Annotated in this window: 18 protein-coding genes; 6 read left to right on the top strand and 12 right to left on the bottom strand. The window is 44.2% G+C overall.

From position 1 onward, the window contains the following. The 9 genes from ACFQ21_RS12305 to ACFQ21_RS12265 form a co-directional block, all read right to left on the bottom strand. Entirely contained in the window at nucleotides 1–1,209 is a 1,209-nt protein-coding gene (locus tag ACFQ21_RS12305; protein ID WP_377579409.1) for a beta-ketoacyl-[acyl-carrier-protein] synthase family protein, read from the bottom strand. Next, nucleotides 1,206–1,478 (bottom strand): phosphopantetheine-binding protein, encoded by a 273-nt coding sequence (locus tag ACFQ21_RS12300; RefSeq protein ID WP_377579407.1) that lies wholly within the window; start codon nucleotides 1,476–1,478, stop codon nucleotides 1,206–1,208. The genes ACFQ21_RS12305 and ACFQ21_RS12300 overlap by 4 nt, the downstream gene beginning before the upstream one ends. Before the next feature lie 24 nt (nucleotides 1,479–1,502). Then, nucleotides 1,503–2,774, bottom strand: coding sequence for an ABC transporter permease (locus ACFQ21_RS12295; RefSeq protein ID WP_377579405.1), 1,272 nt, complete (start codon nucleotides 2,772–2,774; stop codon nucleotides 1,503–1,505). Then, nucleotides 2,771–3,520, bottom strand: a complete 750-nt coding sequence (locus ACFQ21_RS12290) for an ABC transporter ATP-binding protein (protein WP_377579403.1) — start codon at nucleotides 3,518–3,520, stop codon at nucleotides 2,771–2,773. Before ACFQ21_RS12290 ends, ACFQ21_RS12295 begins: the two co-directional genes overlap by 4 nt. Continuing rightward, complete coding sequence (locus ACFQ21_RS12285) at nucleotides 3,517–4,524, bottom strand: BtrH N-terminal domain-containing protein (RefSeq protein ID WP_377579401.1); 1,008 nt, start codon at nucleotides 4,522–4,524, stop codon at nucleotides 3,517–3,519. Before ACFQ21_RS12285 ends, ACFQ21_RS12290 begins: the two co-directional genes overlap by 4 nt. After that, nucleotides 4,514–4,933, bottom strand: a complete 420-nt coding sequence (locus tag ACFQ21_RS12280) for a hypothetical protein (protein WP_377579399.1) — start codon at nucleotides 4,931–4,933, stop codon at nucleotides 4,514–4,516. The genes ACFQ21_RS12285 and ACFQ21_RS12280 overlap by 11 nt, the downstream gene beginning before the upstream one ends. A gap of 118 nt (nucleotides 4,934–5,051) precedes the next feature. Beyond that, nucleotides 5,052–6,194, bottom strand: a complete 1,143-nt coding sequence (locus ACFQ21_RS12275) for a beta-ketoacyl-ACP synthase III (protein WP_377579397.1) — start codon at nucleotides 6,192–6,194, stop codon at nucleotides 5,052–5,054. A gap of 181 nt (nucleotides 6,195–6,375) precedes the next feature. Further along, entirely contained in the window at nucleotides 6,376–7,296 is a 921-nt protein-coding gene (locus ACFQ21_RS12270) for a hypothetical protein (RefSeq protein ID WP_377579395.1), read from the bottom strand. A 242-nt stretch (nucleotides 7,297–7,538) separates the two neighbouring features. Then, nucleotides 7,539–8,969, bottom strand: a complete 1,431-nt coding sequence (locus ACFQ21_RS12265) for an alginate lyase family protein (protein ID WP_377579393.1) — start codon at nucleotides 8,967–8,969, stop codon at nucleotides 7,539–7,541. A 322-nt stretch (nucleotides 8,970–9,291) separates the two neighbouring features. On the opposite strand from ACFQ21_RS12265, the gene ACFQ21_RS12260 reads away from it, so the two are divergent. From ACFQ21_RS12260 to pgeF, 4 genes are all read left to right on the top strand, one after another. Beyond that, nucleotides 9,292–10,710, top strand: coding sequence for a hypothetical protein (locus ACFQ21_RS12260; protein ID WP_377579391.1), 1,419 nt, complete (start codon nucleotides 9,292–9,294; stop codon nucleotides 10,708–10,710). Nucleotides 10,711–10,877: 167 nt separating this feature from the next. Then, nucleotides 10,878–12,293, top strand: a complete 1,416-nt coding sequence (locus ACFQ21_RS12255) for a hypothetical protein (RefSeq protein ID WP_377579389.1) — start codon at nucleotides 10,878–10,880, stop codon at nucleotides 12,291–12,293. Between the two features lie 323 nt (nucleotides 12,294–12,616). Next, nucleotides 12,617–13,378: a hypothetical protein gene (locus ACFQ21_RS12250; protein WP_377579387.1), complete on the top strand. Its 762-nt coding sequence runs from the start codon at nucleotides 12,617–12,619 to the stop codon at nucleotides 13,376–13,378. Nucleotides 13,379–13,532: 154 nt separating this feature from the next. Next, a complete protein-coding gene (pgeF, locus tag ACFQ21_RS12245) occupies nucleotides 13,533–14,306 on the top strand; it encodes a peptidoglycan editing factor PgeF (RefSeq protein WP_377579385.1) in 774 nt (257 codons plus the stop codon). Nucleotides 14,307–14,331: 25 nt separating this feature from the next. On the opposite strand, the gene ACFQ21_RS12240 is transcribed toward pgeF, so the two are convergent. The 3 genes from ACFQ21_RS12240 to ACFQ21_RS12230 are packed head-to-tail and all read right to left on the bottom strand — an operon-like array spanning nucleotide 14,332 to nucleotide 16,319. Further along, nucleotides 14,332–14,697, bottom strand: coding sequence for a TfoX/Sxy family protein (locus ACFQ21_RS12240; protein ID WP_377579383.1), 366 nt, complete (start codon nucleotides 14,695–14,697; stop codon nucleotides 14,332–14,334). Nucleotides 14,698–14,716: 19 nt separating this feature from the next. Further along, nucleotides 14,717–15,397 carry a DJ-1/PfpI family protein gene (locus ACFQ21_RS12235; protein ID WP_377579381.1) on the bottom strand — a complete coding sequence of 227 codons (681 nt, stop codon included), beginning with the start codon at nucleotides 15,395–15,397 and terminating at the stop codon, nucleotides 14,717–14,719. A gap of 10 nt (nucleotides 15,398–15,407) precedes the next feature. Continuing rightward, nucleotides 15,408–16,319, bottom strand: coding sequence for a polysaccharide deacetylase family protein (locus tag ACFQ21_RS12230; protein ID WP_377579379.1), 912 nt, complete (start codon nucleotides 16,317–16,319; stop codon nucleotides 15,408–15,410). Between the two features lie 114 nt (nucleotides 16,320–16,433). On the opposite strand from ACFQ21_RS12230, the gene ACFQ21_RS12225 reads away from it, so the two are divergent. Beyond that, on the top strand, nucleotides 16,434–17,135 hold the full coding sequence (locus tag ACFQ21_RS12225; RefSeq protein WP_377579377.1) for a 3-keto-disaccharide hydrolase: 702 nt from the start codon (nucleotides 16,434–16,436) through the stop codon (nucleotides 17,133–17,135). A gap of 154 nt (nucleotides 17,136–17,289) precedes the next feature. Continuing rightward, entirely contained in the window at nucleotides 17,290–18,360 is a 1,071-nt protein-coding gene (locus ACFQ21_RS12220) for an NAD(P)H-dependent flavin oxidoreductase (protein ID WP_377579375.1), read from the top strand. The last annotated feature ends 50 nt before the right edge of the window (nucleotides 18,361–18,410 follow it).

The raw sequence follows: 18,410 nt of genomic DNA, 5'->3' as shown, positions 1-18,410 counted from the left end.
TTATACCGATGCTAATAATAATGAAGATGTGTTGCCTCCAAACCCAAACGAATTAGACAGCACATTTGTTAAGGATGCAGTTCGTTTTAATTGCTGCACAGGCGTGATGGAGAGTTCCGGCATTGCGTTCTCAAAGTTCAGGTTAGGCCATATCATCTGGTGCTGAAGTGCCATGATGCAATATATAGCTTCCACACTTCCGGCTGCTGCCAGGGTATGGCCAGTGTAAGGCTTTGTAGAACTGAAGTCAGGAACGTGATTGTCGAATAAACGCTGTATACCCAAACCCTCTGAGAGGTCGTTGTTTTCAGTAGCCGTACCGTGAGCATTGATATAGTTTACTGCTGACGGTTGTATACCTGCCATCGCTAATGCCTGCTCCATCGCTATAAATGCTCCTTTGCCATCGGGTGATGATGCAGTCTGGTGGAATGCATCATTTGCGTTGCCATAGCCTTTCAGTTCAGCGATTGGTTTTCTGCCGGATCGTTCTACTTCCTGCTCTGATTCCAGCACAATATAGGCTGCACCTTCGCCAAGGTTAAGTCCTTTACGCGTGCTGTCAAAAGGTCTGCAATGTTCGGTGTCGAGGATCATGAGCGAGTTGAAACCGTTGACGGTAAATTTGGACAACGCTTCGGCTCCGCCACAAATCACACGATCGAGTTTTTTATGTCGTATCAACTGTGCGCCCTGCATGAGCGTGTTCGCGGATGATGAACAAGCTGTACTGATGGTGCCTATATATTTTTTTATTCCGACAAAGTCGGCTAACCGTTCGCAATGTTCCCCTGGATTAGCAGTATCCGTAAACCGAACGAAGTCGCCACGTTGTGCAGGGTCCATCAGTTCGTAATAATATTTTTCGAACTCACGGATACCTCCGTTGGTTGTTGCAGAAAGTAAACCTGAATTGCGTACTTCTTGTTCTGTGAGACCTGCCATACCGATGGCTTCCATCAGCGCAGTTAGCCCCAGTAAGGTTGTGCGTGTATAACCTGTATCCGTAGCGATGTTCAGCGACTCGAACAATTGCCGGTCTGTAATTTTTACTTCGCACGCGTGCAGGGTTGCACGATGAATGGTGTCAAGCACCTCCAGTGCACCATACCCGGCTTTACGATCAATAAGTGACTGAAGATTTTCCGCTGCGTTTTTACCAAGTGATGTTATGATGCCATATCCTGTGATGAACACACGTTGGCTCATATACGGTCGCTATTCTGATGAATATACTCTGCCATGGTACGAATGGTATAGAATACATGGCGGCCTTCTTTCGGATCTTTCAGTTTAATGCCATAGTTCTTGTCGAGCAGTACAACAAGCTCTAATGAATCAATAGAATCAAGACCAAGGCCTTCACCGAATAGAGGAGTGTTTTCATTAAATCCTTCCGGAAGCATGTCTTCAAGATTCAATTGCTTGATCAGTTCAGCCCGGAGTTCTACAACAAGTTCGTCTACTGTTTTCTTCATGTTGGGGTATAAATATATATTCGGTTATAAAATCGTTCGTGACTTATGGATGATAACACTGATAAACAACGCCACCAGTGAGAACCCCGTTAATCGCAATACATTGGGTAAAATACTCTGTATTGATGCCTGACGCAAAAATAAATCATTAAAAGCTTCCAGCCCCCAGCTCATGGGCGAAAATCGGCTAAGGGTCTGTAAAATCTCCGGCATTACATACACCGGTACCCACACGCCTCCAATGGCCGAAAGAATTACCACTGACACAGAACCAAACGAAAGCGCCTGCTGCGGTGTACGAAAGTATACGCCAATAAGTACTCCGTAACCGGTGGCCGCCATGGCTACAGAACATGCCACAAGCAGTATACCCAAAATATTAGTGCCCAATACAAGTTTGCTCAAGCCGAGCAAAGGCATAATGTATATACCTACTGCAATCATCAATATAAACTGCAGCAGACAAACCATAAAATAAAATGCAAACTTGCCCGAGATAACCGGGAACTGCGAGCCGGAAATAAGACGCAGACGAAGCATGCTGCCTTCTTCACGTTCCTTTATAAAATTACCCGCCAGCGGATAGAGTATAAAGAACATGGCAAACATGGTCCATGCAGGAACATTGTGTTGAACCGAATTGAGCATCAGTCCTTCGTACTTCTTTTCAGAAGCATACTGTTCATTTACCTGTATAATTTCGGTGAGGTTTACCGGAGTCTTTTTAACATCGGTGCGACCTTCACTGAGTTGATTCTGTAATTCATCCAGTATCCATTCCGCCTGAATACCGGCTACAATTTTTTGTACACCACCGGTTAGTGTTTGTTTATAGTTTGATTTGATGGCAGGATCAAACAAAATCTTTATACCGATTGCTGCAATGTCGAGGGAATCCTTCGGAGCTTCAGTCAATCCGAAATTGGAAAATACTTTGACGATAAGCTGTCTTGTTTTCTCGCGCAGTGTCTCACTGGAGTTAGCCGGTATAACAATCGCAGCCTTGAAAGCACCCGAACGCACCAGTTGTTTTACTTCAGCAGTGTCGGTCTTTACCACCAGGTTTACATTAGGAGAAGCATCAAACGCCTGCTTTACTTTTGCGCTGAGTGAGTCGCCATCCTGATCAACAAATAATACATCAAGTTTTATTTCCTGGTAATCGCGAAAGGGAGCATCCTGTACCAATGCCATAACGATAACCAAAGCCAGTGGCATGATAAAGATCAATGCCAGTCCGCCCGGGTCACGCACCAACAGCAGAAACTCTTTATATATAGTAGCCAGTGTTTTCAATCGCGAATATTTTTACCGGTTAACTTTAAAAATAATTGCTCCAGGCTCTGGCAGTCAGAGTGTGTATTCATAATGTCCACAAGTGTACCCTCCGTGATAAGTTTTCCTTCATCAATTACACCCAGGTGTGAGCAGATGCGTTCAGCTTCTTCCAGCACGTGCGAAGAGTATATAATGGTGGTACCTTCACTTTTAAGGAGCATTAAAAAATCAAGAATCATGTTTCTTGATTGAACGTCTACCCCGGCCGTTGGCTCATCGAGTATAACCAGCTTGGGTTGATGAAGTAATGCAGCCATCAGGTTGAGGCGTCTCTTCATACCACCCGAAAAAGTATGGACGATTTTTTTAGACTTCTCAGTGAGTCCGAATACATGTAAATATTTATCGATCTGCTGTCGGATCATCGATCCTGACATGCCATACATACGACCGAAGTAAAAGAGATTTTCGTATGCTGTGAGTGTTGGGAAGAGCGCTATATCCTGTGAGGCTACACCTATCTTTTTCCGGATCTCAACACTTTGAGTCTCCATGTCCATGCCGAGTACATTTACAGTGCCTGCATCGGGACGCATCAGTCCACAGAGCATCATTACTGTAGTAGATTTACCGGCACCATTCGGACCGAGCAAACCATATACAGCGCCTTCGGGTATATGAAGGGTTAAATTGGAAACAGCGGGTTTGGTGCTTTGAGGGTACTGCTTCGTGAGATCGATGAGATGAACTGCACTTGTGCTCATTTGGACCGGCTCACTTCGTATAGTTCACTAAATATAGCCTGTTCCTGTTGTGAACATTCTTCGAGTATATCTCCCAGCTCAGCAAATGTTTTGGTATCAGACTTGCGATTCTTGCATACGCGGCCCGCATAATATGCAAAATCGCGAAGCTTGTCACCGTTCTTGGTAAGCTGTTTCGAGAGATCAATCAGCTTGGGGTTATTTAGTTTATGGCCGGCCTGATCCAGAAACGCAGCATATATAAAACGGAAACCTGCACCACCGGTACCGATCTCCTCTTGCATACGGATAAGATTACCAAGCCAGAGTATAGCTTTACGATCGCCAATGCGTTCAGGCCATTTGCGCATGCGACCTGCCAGGTACTTCATACCTTTAGTTCCAACCAACGGCATGGGTATACGCGTCATGTGATCACTGGTTTGTTTTATACCAGTCCACAACGCCTTCTCTACACTGAACTCGCCCGGTACACGCAACGGATAGTACATACGTCCGCTTGGCTCCGGCATGCCTTTGGCAAAGCGTGCACGCGCCAGGTCTTCGTATGAAATATCGGTAGTATGTTCCATTACCGGGTCACTCACCAGGTAGCGGCCATTCTCTTTTCCAAAAACAATAATGTTATGCGCATTGAAATGGAAACGGTATGCCGCAGGTAAATAGTCAAGGAAGAACACAGACGTAAGCATACCCACAGGCTGACCTTTATCAAGCATGCGATCAAGCTCATCCATGGCCTTTGCCGGATTCGAAAATTTCTGGCGTTCTATTTTTATTCCGATGCGATCGGAAAAGCGTTTGAAAATTTGTCCCGGCCAGATACGATAGGCAACTCCCGGTATACCATTTACACGCACAAAGGGTAAATATGTAAAGAACAGTCCGGAGCCTATACCAAATACCATAGGCTCATCGAAATCCATTCCGTGGAAACGAAGCAGGTTTGACACAACACCGCTCTCGCAGTGAGCAGATTGTTTATGGTCGAAATTAACGGTCATTTTTTTTGAGTCTTTCGATATCGGTTAATTCTTCAACAGAGATGCGGAATGTATAGGCGTATTTTTCAAGTTGCTTTTTGCTGAGCCTGTTAAAGAAAAAAGGCTTGCAATGCAGACGAACCAGAAATCCAAAAGTAGAAGCGTAGGCAGCCACCATGCCGGTGGTCATAATATTTTTTTTGATCCAGTAGAGCAGCGGACTGGCTTCACCATCAATTACCTTTTTACGGGCTGTCTCAACTTCATCGTTTACTACATCCCAGGCTTGCTGCATGGCAACCGTTTCAGGTTCCCATCCTATACTATTTACTTTTACATAGTTGCCTTTGTCATCGGTGGCATAGTATAGCTTGGCCAACTTGCCTTCGTTAAGGTTTTCCTGGTCCTGGGGTACTTGTTCCTGCTTCATAGCCGTTGTCTTTTGGAATATAATATTAACTGTTATCTGTTAATCGTTTACCTGTTAACAGTTAAAAAACGAAAGAACGGATAACAGTTAACGATCTGCAGACATTACGGCTACCGGTTTATACTACCGTAAGCATTACATAGCCGTAATTGAAACGTGCACTTTCCGGAATCATCATCCAGATTGTATCGCCCTTCTTCATGCGGCCCGAGTTAAACAACTCTTCCAGCATAAGCAGGGGAGAAGCTGCACCCACGTTACCAACCCACGTCAGGTTTGTAAACCATTTGGATGATGGTATATCTATGTTCAGAACTTCAAGTTCTTTTGCTATTCGCGATGCAAAATATTGTGATGAAAGATGCGGCAGGAAGTATGTGAGATTCTCTACATCTATATTGTGCTTCGTTACCAGTTCTTTCATAAACTCACCACCCTTCTTCACGATAAATTCTCCGAGCAGTTTGGTGTCCTGTTTCAGTGCAAAGGCAGATTCGCCCGCCCATTGCTGCTGCTCCAGATCATTCCAGCCAATGAAGTTACCGTTCTCATCTTTCACCGCGCCATAATACATACAAGCCGGAAGCTCGTGGGCATATGATTTTTGTTCAATCCAGTCGATGCGCAAGGAAAGTTTGTCTGGGTTCGGTTTATCTTCCAGTAATACAGCCGCTGCTCCGTCTGACAACATGAAGCGAAGGAAATCTTTTTCAAAAGCAATCATGCCATCGCCACCTTCAAGCATCGATACTTTTTCTGCTTCTTCTTTAAAGAATTTCGCCTGCATCCATTTCGAAAAACGATCGGAACCGGTACACACTGCGTTGGTAGTATTACCAGACAATACAGAAAGATATCCGAACTTAAGCGCCTGTATACCGGCACTGCATGAACCTGCAGCGGTGTTGATCTCAACAGGATGGCCACCCATTTCACCATGTACCATGGCTGCGTGTGGCGGAAGCATCTGATCAGGTGTAGTAGTACCACACGAGAGAAGCTGCATGTCTTGCTGCTTGAATTTATCATCAAACAGTTTTTCAATAGCAAGACGTGTCAGGTTCGTATTGGTGTGCGTAGTTTTTCCTTCTCTGTCAAAAGAATAAAAACGTTTTTTGATCTGGTTGTTGCGCAGGATCAGAGGTCTGGCCTTGGATGGCTGATCATTGATCAATCCCAGGAACTTCTCAATGTCATCATTCGCTACCGGCTCGTTGGGGTAATAACTTGCTAATTTGGTAATATAAACACTCCTGTTCATCCTCTAATGTATGCGTTTTATATACAGATTTTTGATTTTCAATTTGAGCCCGAAAGTACTGCATTCCTGTAAAATTTAAAACTTCGTACCCCAGGTCGCGTCATCGTACAGGTTTTAAAAAATCCCTTTTAGTACAATTGTAAGATTAGGATTGTTTCAGCATAAAGCTGAAATGCAATCTCTACTTGCTGCGCAGTGAAATATGTTTAAAATATTCCACATCCATCAACAGCTCCTTACGCTTTACCGTGAGCAAAATTTTGGATAAAAGCCATAATAAAGGCGACAAGAAAAAGATAGCCGTAGGCAGTAAGTACATGAATATATACACTCGGATCTTACGACCTGTAGAATGCACTGCGCCTCCGGATGCTATAAATTTAGACCATACCGAAAATGCTTTTTGTCCGCGCCTCTCCATAAGCACCAGGTTCGGTTTAATATCGATGGCACCTTCTTTCAATAGCTCGCTCTGAAGTGTATCGAAATTATTGGAGGCAATGTGGCCGCTGATCAAACGGCCAAACATTTCTGCATGATCAACATCCTGGTTGGAAACACCAGCCTGCGGAAAGAACCAGAAAGGTTTACGATTGCCTGTAAACATCCAGCGAAGAATAGTAATGAGACTCGTCAGGTTGCCGGAGCGATCTACCATGGCAACATGTCCTACGAGTTTTGCTTTTGCATCGAGCAGGCGTTGCTTTACTTTTTCCTGTGCTCCGAGCCACATGTTACGGCAACCCAGAATCGTTACAACCGGTTTGCCATTCAAAACCCGCTTGCCATCATCGCTTTGTAAAAATGAACTTACCGGGCGCGATGGTGTAAGAAACCACGGCTGGTAACCCAGTATAACAAGATCATAATTGTCGAATGCTTTTTCAGATAACCGCTTTAGTTGCAGCGGCTTCTGTGAGAATGTTTCCGGAAAGGCATTGAAGAATTGGAAAGCACTCCATGGAAACGGAAACTTCTCCTCGGGTTGTATCTCTTCAAAGTGAACGCTATGCCCTGCACTTACCAACGGCTTGGCTAACGACTGAAGTATTGATAATTGAAGACCAGACTGAGTATAGTATATAATCAGTATTTTTTTCATGGCGGTTCAGTAGGTAAAGGGTGCAAATTTATAATTTTTTTATCCGTTTTTTCGCACCCGGTTCAAGTCTGCCGTATTTGTTTACGGATACACCGTGAACTGTTCACCAGCGAACATCCTGAAGTGTTTTTGTTGTAACAAGCTCAACGTTTGTTGACAGATCATTACACACTGATAACCAGATGTGCCCATCATGATCTGACAACGTTCTCACATCATGAGGCACATGGCTTCAAGGTTGATTATTTTTTTATGATCTTTTTCACAACGGTTCGTTTCGATCCCGAAACACGCAAGTAGTAGATGCCGGGCGCCAACGTGCTGATGCTGACAGTATACGTTTCTGCGGTAATATCTTTTGCAAAAAGAAATTGTCCGATGTCGTTATAAACCTCCAGTCGGGAACCAGTTTCCATTCCATTGGAGAGCGTAACTGTTACCTGATCTTGCACCGGGTTAGGCGACACAACGACACCGCTATCCGCCTCGCGCAAAGAAGCGGCTTCAAGAGAATCCTGTGTATATAGCAGTGTGCCGTAGCCGAGCTGATCATAACCACCGCTGCTCGGACCATAATTTCCACCGCCACCTTCGGGTCTTATTTTCGCAGCGAACTTAGCAGAATACGGAGCCGATAAACCTTTGCGATGAACGTAATGATTATATACCAACTCCCATATCGGCCGCGTATTGCCACGTCCTGCTGAACTGATCTGTGTTTGATTTACATTGAGACAATTGTTGTAAGTAATATATGGAACGTCTTCTCCTAAATTATACTTCGCTACATACTCGGCACCTTTCAAAAACCGATTGTCGTCATAGCCATAAAGATCATCGCCCTGATTCCACGCCATTTCACAAAAAGCTCCCATCAATGCTATACCCAGTGAAGCGTGGCCCTGGTCGCGGCCACTTTCCTGCCATTGTCCTAAGCCATTTTCATGAATATAGTATACTGCGTTGCCAATGGCTCCGTTGCCGGCACCGTGCTTGAAATAGTTAACGGCTTCATTATAGTATTCGCGATTATCGCAGAGTACACCAATAGCAAGTATCGACATCATGGTACACTGATCCCAGTTAGCGTAGAAATGCGTGATGCATCGCTCACGTCTTGTAAGGAAATTATGATTGACCGGATAAAATACCGTTAACATCATGTTTTTGAATCGCGTAAAGTCTTCTTTCTTCCAGCCGCTATACGTGCGCATAATCTCAGCGGCATTGGCAAATTCGTAACCGTATAAACCGGCAGCGAGTACACGATCGTTATCACCTCCTAAATATTTCAGTTTGGCAGACCATGCATTCAGAATCTCGATCGACTTGTTCGCATACGCTACATCACCGGAGACTTTCCAGCGTATAGCCGTAGCGTAGGCTGCCGCTATATCATTGTATAGTAATTTATAGTTTTCAGGATGTATACCATCGTTGCCACGATATACCGTATCTACGGCACTGTTGACCCAATTAAGTGAAGCATGTGAATTGGATGTAAGCCTGTTCCAGCCCGATAGCCAGGGTTCAACGTTAGCTTTCACTTTGGTGCTCATGCGAGTGAAACTTTCTTCTGTTTGAAGTAGTCCGGGATGCTTGAATGACTGCGCTATTGAAGCGATAGATGATAGCAATAATAATAGCGCGAAATAGTATGGAGCTCGTCTCATAGGCCGGGTAGGAGTATTATACTGATTGGGGTATAAAATAATGTTGTCTCAAACAAGCTATCGCCAGTATAGTAATTCACTATTGATTTTCGATGTTGAGTATTTATGAGATGATGAATGGTGCGTCCACATCGATAGATTTTTTCAGGCATCATCCATCACGGGTATGATGCACGGAATATATGGGGTACAGATATAGTCTTGCTGTATTTTGCCGATGGTTGCCCGCTTGTGTAAGTATCTGTTGAGACACTTTAAATAAATATATATCCGCTGCCCTATTGGGTACCAATTAGTTGTATATTTATTCAAAACCCTGTCTATGCAAATCTTAAGAAGAACCCTGCTGCTTCTTATAGCAGCCGTGTTGGCATATTCCTGTGCTGACGAAAACGAAAGCCCCCGCTACACTGGTGAAATCCAGTTCTCCTTCAACCCAAATGCAACGATAAAACCCGGTGGAAGAACCGCTGTCGATTTTCCGGATGGCTCGTACCTGATTGTTACCATTCAAAGTGCAAGTGGCACTCCTGTACTTACGCGCGAACGGGTTGATCTCGTACGCGTTGGTGATGAATATATAGGCGAACCACTTGCTTTACCGGAAGGTAATTTCAGGCTTACTGATTTCTGGGTGGTGAGCCCGACACGTGTGTTGCTATATGCTGCTCCGAAAGAGGGCGCTCCGCTGGCCGGCCTGGTTGATGATCCATTGCCACAAACATTCTCTATCAGCAAAGATCAACTGTCCAATGTAGGCGTGCAGGTAATTGATGTTACCGACAGCAGTCCGCAAGACTTTGGCTATGTCTCATTTGAACTGGATGTGATACGAAAATTCCAGATTTCTGTTTTTACAACGGGTGAAGGTGGACTGACATTGTCTTCTGCAACGGCTACGCTGCTGAACGGAATTGATACCCTGCAGCTCGAAGCATTGGAAGCTAAAGTAAATACATTTGTGTTTACAGAAAATCCTGACGACAGCGTAACACTCGCTGTTACTAAACCCGGCTATACGCGCTATGCACGCAAATTTACCTTTAACCAATTGAAGGAAGAACTGAATGGCGATCCGTTAACGGTAGTTCTTTCTCCGGCTGTTACGTTTGTAGCTTTACATGATGTTACCAATGCACTGGATTTCAGTATACGTGTAACGGGGCCATCCGGACAGATAACAATAGATTGGGGAGACGGAACGTCAGGTATATATGATCTTGATACCGATGATGCGCAGGAACATGACTACGCGCATTCCGGTAAATATTTTGTAAGTATCACCGGTGACTTAACCAACGTAACTGATTTTTACTCCTTCTATGGTGGAGGTCCTATGGTTGATCACATTGACGTATCGCAGCTAACGGAGATGGTCGATATTCGCATAGGACTGACCGTGAGCCCGCTAAGTATAGACCTCACGAAGAATAAGAAACTTACCGGGCTGATGCTGATCGGAAATAACATGGGCGAGATATTGATTGCGCCTGACAATATACTTCAGTTTATATCAATTGACGGTCCTAATAACTTTACAACGGCTTCGCTGGACGCCTTTGTTAATACACTATATCAGTCAGTGGTGGAGACCGGTCGTACAGAAGGTTATATTTCACTGTATGCCATTTGGTATGAAACAGAAAATAACAATATGGTCGGACCCCCATCGGAGGAAGCTTTAACCAAGTTACGCTCATTGCGTGATGACTACGGTTGGGCGATATCTCCTAATCCGTAGCGTTATAGCGCCAATGATCTTATAAGCAGGAGGTATAGTATCTCCTGCTCAATTAAGTGTATTGGTACTGTAGCCATGCGTTGAATAGTGAGCAGACTATATATAAACCCGCGCCATACACGTTTTGCGTTGGTTGTACTTTATTTTATTATTTAAAACCCAGTTTTATGCAATTATTAAAAAGAACCCTGCTGCTTTTTGTTGCAGCGATGTTGGCGTATTCTTGTGCTGACGAAAATGAAAGCCCCCGTTACACTGGCCAAATCCAGTTCTCCTTCAATCCCAATGCAACGATAAAACCTGGTGGAAGAACCGCTGCCGAATTCCCGGATGGCTCGTACCTGATCGTTACTATTCAAAGTGCCAATGGCCAGGCTATATTTACCCGCGAGCAAGTTGAATTGGTGCGTGTTGGCGATGAATATATAAGCGAGCCGCTTCCACTGGTGGAAGGTAATTTCAGGCTTACAGACTTTTGGGTAGTAAGTCCATCGCGTGTTTTGCTATATGCTGCTCCGAAAGAAGGTGCTCCGCTGGCTGATCTTGTTGACGATCCGTTACCGTTAACATTCTCCGTTGGTAAAGATCAACTCTCCAACGTTGGGGTACAGGTAATTGATGTGTCGGACACCAGCCCGCAGGATTTTGGCTATGCTTCATTCGATCTCGAAGTAGTTCGTAAGTTTCAGATCTCCGTTTTTACACCCAGTGAAAATGGACTCGAAATGTCTTCTGCAACGGCTACGCTACTGGACGGTCTAGATACCCTACAGCTAGAATCGTTAGATGCAAAAGTAAATACACTTGGTTTTACAGAAGCTCCCGATGATACCATGACACTTGCCATTACCAAACCTGGCTATGGAAGATATACCCGCAAATTTACATTCAACCAACTGAAACAGGAATTGGGAGGTACTCCACTCACGGTAGTACTCGAGCCTGCCGTAACGTTTATAGCCTTGGCAGACGCCAATAGTTTTAACCCCTATAGCTTTCGCCTGAGTGGCACTGGCGGGCAGTTTACAGTAGACTGGGGAGATGGTACGTCCAGCCTATTTGATATAGGGGCGTATGAAACGTATGAACACGTGTATACCAGTAGCGGTACTTTTTTTGTAAGTATTACCGGTGATCTGCAAAATGTAGTTGAGTTCTCGTCTTTCTATGGCTTGGGGCCGATCGTAGATCATATCGATGTCGCAGCGTTTACGGAGCTCAATGACCTCCGTATAGGCCTTACAACAAGTCCTACTTCTATTGACCTGACCAAAAACAAGAAGCTTACTTCCATTATGTTTATAGGAAATGATATGGCGGAAGTAATTATTGCTCCAGACAATATACTCACCTATGTTTCCCTGGACGGTCCTAATAATTTTACTACAGCTTCACTGGAGGCTTTTGTCGACATTCTTTACCAGTCGGTTGTAGCGAGCGGTCGCACCGGAGGGTATATATCTTTATATGCCATCTGGTATGAAACAGACAATGCGATGATAGGGCCGCCATCACCAGCCACTTTGCACAAGTTGCATTCCTTGCGTAATGATTATGGGTGGCAATTGGATCCTCTGCCATAGTATATATAGTTGTCTCAATTGAGTTTACACCAACGCTTTCACAGAAGAACTGTGGAGGCGTTGTTTTTTTTCTAACTGTCTGAACAAAAGGATTATATATTCTTACAGGTTGAAACAACCAAGTCCTACCGAGAACAGATTAAAAAATATTTCAATTTATACCACAATGTGGGGTCACTTTATCCCATGAGACGCTATTAACGCCCAGTCAACCGAAGCAGTAGACTATGCGTTGTAGCACCAATTAGTCCAACTGTCTGATATTGTGTCAAATAAAAAAACATCATAAATAATTTATCCTAACCTTAATTAATCCCTCAGTTATGAAAATGACTAAATTCCTTTTGCTTGCAGTAGCATTTTTTGCGTTCTCGTGTTCTAGCGATGACGAAGAAGCAAGCTCAAGTCTCGAGAACCAGACTTTGAGTCTTACCGAAAGCAATACCGTTGTGGTTGCGCCAACAGCTATGCAGAATTCTTCTGACACCTATGCACAACAGGCCGTTGGATATATACAAATGGTGAACCAGATGAGCTCCTACCTTTCATACATGAAGGTGCCAGACGGAGCGGCTAAATCTTCTGCCAGAATCACAGCAGCGAACGGTCGCGTAGATGCAACCGGTGATGTCGTAGTATATACCTGGAGCGATGCTCAATCAGGTTATAGTGTTGCTTACCAGATCAGCGAAACATCGGATAGCTATGCATTCGAGATCTTCATTACCCAACCCGGACAAACAGGCTGGTTGAAATACTTCCACGCTGAAGAAAAGAAAGACCGCAGTTCAGGCTTCATGAATATCTATGATATATTCGGTTTCCATAGCGATGATACTTCCGTTATACTCCTTAACTATAAGTGGGGCCGCAGTGGCGACATCTTCACGTTCACGCTGACAGATAACACTGGCGACTTCAAGTTTGTGCTTAACATAAACGAAAAGACTAAAGCTGGCGATGTGGTATACTACCTCGGTGGTGTTAAAGCATACGAAATGGAGTGGAACGCACAAGGTAGCGGAAGCTGGGTATGGTACGATGAACAAGGTAACGTTGAAGACAGCGGTACCTGGACTGTGTAAAAAATATATAGCTTTAATCTTAAAGAGGGTGTTGCTTTTGGCAACACCTTTTTTATTTGTAATCCACCGTGTTTGTCTTCCGTGGCATGCTAATCTTACTGTCCAAATCATTTTTTATATATTTGAGACAACGAAAGACAGGAGGGAATAGATTATGAAGAAGCTACAAGTCGGCAACCTGGCACTATGGCAATTTGAAGATCTGCAAAGAGAATCCTCCATCCGTCATTTTGTTACCGATCGCGATTCGAATGTTGGCGGAAATGAATTTACCCTGAGCTATTCCAGTTCTCCTGATAAGGAATTGATCCGTCATAATCGCCATCTGCTGGCAAAGGCCATGGGTGTAGATGATGCAAAACTATATTTCCCTTCGCAGGTACATAAAACGCGAATTGTTCGTGTTGCAAGTCATACGTCAAAAGAAGAACTGATGGATACCGATGCACTCATTACCAACGAGCCCGGTATATGCATTGCCGTGATGTCTGCTGATTGTGTTCCCGTTCTTTTATATGATAAGAAGAATAAAGCTGTTGGCGCAGTTCACTCCGGGTGGCGCGGCACAGTGGCGCGTATACTCGAAAAGACATTGCATGAAATGCGGGTAACATTCGGAACAAAAGGTGAAGATCTTGTTGCCGGTATAGGACCATCCGTTAGCCAGGACTCATACGAGGTAGGCGAGGAGGTTGTGAACGAAGTGACCAGTGCATTTAGTGGTGCCAGTACACTACTCATTCCCCAACCGAATAACAAAGCGAAGCTTGACCTCTGGAAAGCGAACCGGGTACTGCTGGAGGAATTTGGTGTACATCCGTCCAACATCGAGATATCCAATCTATGTACCATAAAAAATAACGATAACTTTTTCTCCGCCCGTAAAGGCGATGCCGGCAGATTTGCAGCGGGCATCATGATTATATAGGTATATATATCGTTATTACGTCTGTTTACTTTGCTGATTTCGCTTTTGCTGTGGTCTTTTTTCTGGCGGCTTTTGCTTTTTTGTTATACTCCAAAGCAAGATCAAGCCAGTGATCCAGATTCTTTTTTGATTTCAGAACATCTTCGCTCACATACACAAAACCCTTCATCGTTTTGCCATTGTGAATCATGGCGCGACAGCCGTCATGCTCTAACATCTCTTCATATATAGCAGGATCAATCCGGCACATGATCTCATCTTCATTCACACAAACACACATCTTGCCATTCACCATAAAGCACATGCCCCTGAACATTTTCTTCTCTTCAACATTACGTAAATCAGAAAATGCTTCACGTATTCGGGTTGCTATTTTTTCACTGTAGGCCATAATATAGTATATCTGGTTTTTAGTTGCCGGGTGATAGCAGTTGCTGAATGATCTTTCGCCTCGATTCGAACACGGGCTGCGATGCTTCGTGCGCACGTTGAAATATATGTGGTTCGGCAGTGCCGGGAGACCCTGATTGGAAAGGTGGCTCCGGGTTATACTCGAGCATCAATTGAATGGTCTTGGCCATCTCTTCTCCTCCAAGTTGTGCTGTTAAAGTCAATGCAAAATCGATACCCGCGGTAATGCCGCCACCGGTAATACGGTTGCGATCGGTAACAACACGTTCGGTTATCGCTTCAACGCCCATCGTGGTGAGTAATTCCATGGAGCGCCAATGCGTAGTTGCCTTGTATCCTTTTAAAAGTCCTGCTGCAGCAAGGAGTAGTGCACCCGTGCATACGGAAGTTATATACTGCGCATGCACCGCTTGCTGTTGTAGAAATGCATGATAAGTTTTGTTGAGCAATAACGGTGTTATACCCCGGCCACCCGGAACAAAGATTATATCCAGCTGTGGACAGTCTTCAAAGGTGTGGTCGGCCTTGAGAGTAAGCCCGCCCTCTGCGTGTATCCATGAGGTTGTCTCCGAAATAGTATATACTTCAAAACAGCCAGCTCTTATAAACACTTCATACGGACCGATAAAATCCTGAATGGTTAACTCCGGAAATAGCAGCATTCCTGTTTTGTACTTCATAGCAGTTTTTCTAAAGTCCCAGTGCATTCATTTTGTCTTCCTCATACCGGCTGTCTTCGGCAGGATAGCGAAGTATAGATTCATACGAACCATTCTCTTTCGCCAGCGACCAGATAAGACTTTCTCCGGCCGGTACGGTGGAAGGTGTTGACCTATAGACGGCATCGGTATAGGCATCCGCGGCATTCAATGTTGTCCATCCTTTAGCTCTAAACATCTTGATAAGGTCTCCGAGGAACAAAGCAGACACCAGGTTATGATGCAGCAGCAAAGTATGTTTGATATGACGGCCGGTTAATTTATAGGCGAGGTCTTCATAATACAATGCCCGTTCATATATATGGGCCAGGTAAAATTGTTTAAAAGCTTCAATGTTTGCCTTGGGATCCTGACGCAATCTTTTTATCAGGCGGCTGTCTACATACCAGTCTGATGCATCAATGGTAACATGACCATTGCTATAGCCTTGCTCTTTCAGAAATACCCGAAAGCTTTCAATCTTTTCTTTTGTGTTGCCTTCCTTTAGATATGGAAAGCGAAACATCCGTATATAGTTACTATACGGTTTAATGATGGAGTCCGTAATAAGAAGTTCGCGCTTGAATGTCTCAAAAGTTATTTGACTGCTGCCGTAATTCTTATGAGAGAATGTATGGTTGCCAATTTTATGACCACGTTCACTCCATGACATTAACAGTTGTTTCCCCTTTGCGTCTGTTTTGTTAGAGCCCATAACAAAAAAGATAGCTTTCAGTCCGGCATCGTCAAGGTGTTGCAGAATTTTGCCGTTCCATTGTTCAAACGTATATCCGGGCATGTCATTCGTGTTACCATCATCAAACGTAAAACTGATAGTCGGCTGTGCATAACTATAGCTTATTGACGTAATGAGTATAAGAAATACAAAATTCAGACTGCGCATGAATAGGGGAGTTGGGGTTTGAAATTATCTTACAAGATAGTAAGTTCCTGAATCAACTTTCATTTGTAACTTTCCTGTCTATAAATTTTAACATAACAACCTGTACGTTTATTTATGAAGAATCGACTGACTTTGATAATGATTGCAACGGTTGGGCTGGGGCTTTCATTCTGTGCAACAGCACAAACTAAATCTACAAGTTTATTCAACGGAAAAGATCTCAGCGGGTGGCATGCCGATGTACCTGAAATGGACAATAATCCTGCTGTGAAAAGTCCGTTCATCGTGCGAAACGGAATGCTCGTAAGTCTCGGTACACCCGGTGGACATTTAATCACCGATTCAGTATATCAGAATTACCGTCTTGAAGTACAGTATCGTTTTGCTGGTAAGCCTGGTAATTGTGGCGTACTAGTGCATGCTTCAACACCACGCGCGCTCTACGGCATGTTTCCAAAATCGCTTGAAGTACAAATGATGCACGAGAATGCCGGAGACTTCTGGTGTATAGTGGAAGACATCACTGTGCCTGACATGGAGAAAAGACGCGGCCCCAAAGAACAGTGGGGTGTAGATGGCGATAAGAAACGCAGGATCATTAACCTTACCGATAAATCTGAGAAACCATTAGGCGAGTGGAACACCATGGTAATTGAATGTGTAGGCGATGCTATCAAAGTATGGGTAAACGGAGACCTTGTTAACTACGGAACAAACTGCACAACTCAAAAAGGACAAATAGCCCTGCAGGCTGAAGGCTCAGAAGTAGAATTCAAAAAAGTTATACTCACGCAAATCAAGGCGTTGGGGTCGTAGGTGTAATGTATTTCCGTATTTCGGATCAGTATCCTAAAAGACAAAGAAAGGGATTCGTAAGAGTCCCTTTTATCTTTAAAAAGTGATCTGCATCACACCAATTCATAAATCGATGGAGATAGCCTTACGTTAATAGGGATATATATCGAATACTATGTGGACAAAAACAAAATTTACGGAACTACTGGGTATAGCCTACCCGATTGTGCAGGGGCCTTTTGGTGGAAGACTCTCTTCTGTTGAACTGGCTTCCACCGTATCAAACTTAGGCGGCATGGGCTCTTTTGGTGCGCAGCCTTTGTCTCCGGAAGAAATTATTCAAACGAATCATGCGCTTCGTAAAGCAACGGATAAACCGTATGCTTTAAATCTGTGGGTTAATGATCGCGATGAACGACTGAAAACTTTTGGACAGGCCGAATATGAAAAGCTCAAAGAACTTTTTGCGCCTTACTTCAATGAGTTCAATGTTCCGCTTCCGCCGATGCCTGTAAATTTTGGTGCATCATTTAACGAGCAGGTGCAGGCTGTATTGGAAGCAAAACCTCCGGTGTTCAGTTTTATATTCGGTATACCTTCGGGAGATTTGCTCGAAGAGTTTCGAAGAAAAAATATCAGAGCCATTGGCACTGCTACCACGGTTGATGAAGCTATAGCATTAGAACAGGCGGGTGTTGATGCAATTGTTGCCACCGGTTTTGAAGCGGGAGGGCACCGTGCTTCTTTTCTTCGCTCGGCTGAGGATTCGCTTACAGGTGTCTTCGCATTAATTCCACAAGTGGCTGACCATGTATCTGTGCCCGTAATTGCTGCCGGTGGTATAGCAGACGGCAGAGGTATACGGGCAGCACTAACGCTCGGTGCACATGCAGTACAAATAGGAACGGCTTTTCTGGCCACACAACAATCTGCTGCTACAGCAGAGCATAAACAAAAACTATTTTCTCCGGAAGCAAAATATACCACGCTTACAAAAATATTCTCAGGCCGTCTTGCGAGAGGAATTCGCAGCCGGCTAACCGATGAGATACGCGGTAAAGATCATCTGCTGGCGCCATACCCTATGCAGAGTCATTTTCTGAGTGCGTTGCGTTCTGCTATGCAGAATACACATCAAGATGAGTATATAACATTCTGGTCAGGGCAATCCGCTCCGCTTTTAAAATATAAAGATGCAACGCAGCTCTTTCAGGCACTGCTCTCACAAGCTGACGTTACTGGCTGAAAAAAATAAGCAGTATATCGCCTATAGATATACTGCTTTTAGTTTTTGAT

Source organism: Ohtaekwangia kribbensis (assembly GCF_042676245.1).
GTDB lineage: Bacteria > Bacteroidota > Bacteroidia > Cytophagales > Cyclobacteriaceae > Ohtaekwangia > Ohtaekwangia kribbensis.
Note: the sequence above shows the minus strand (reverse complement) of the source record. Positions and strands in the feature narration are given on the sequence as shown.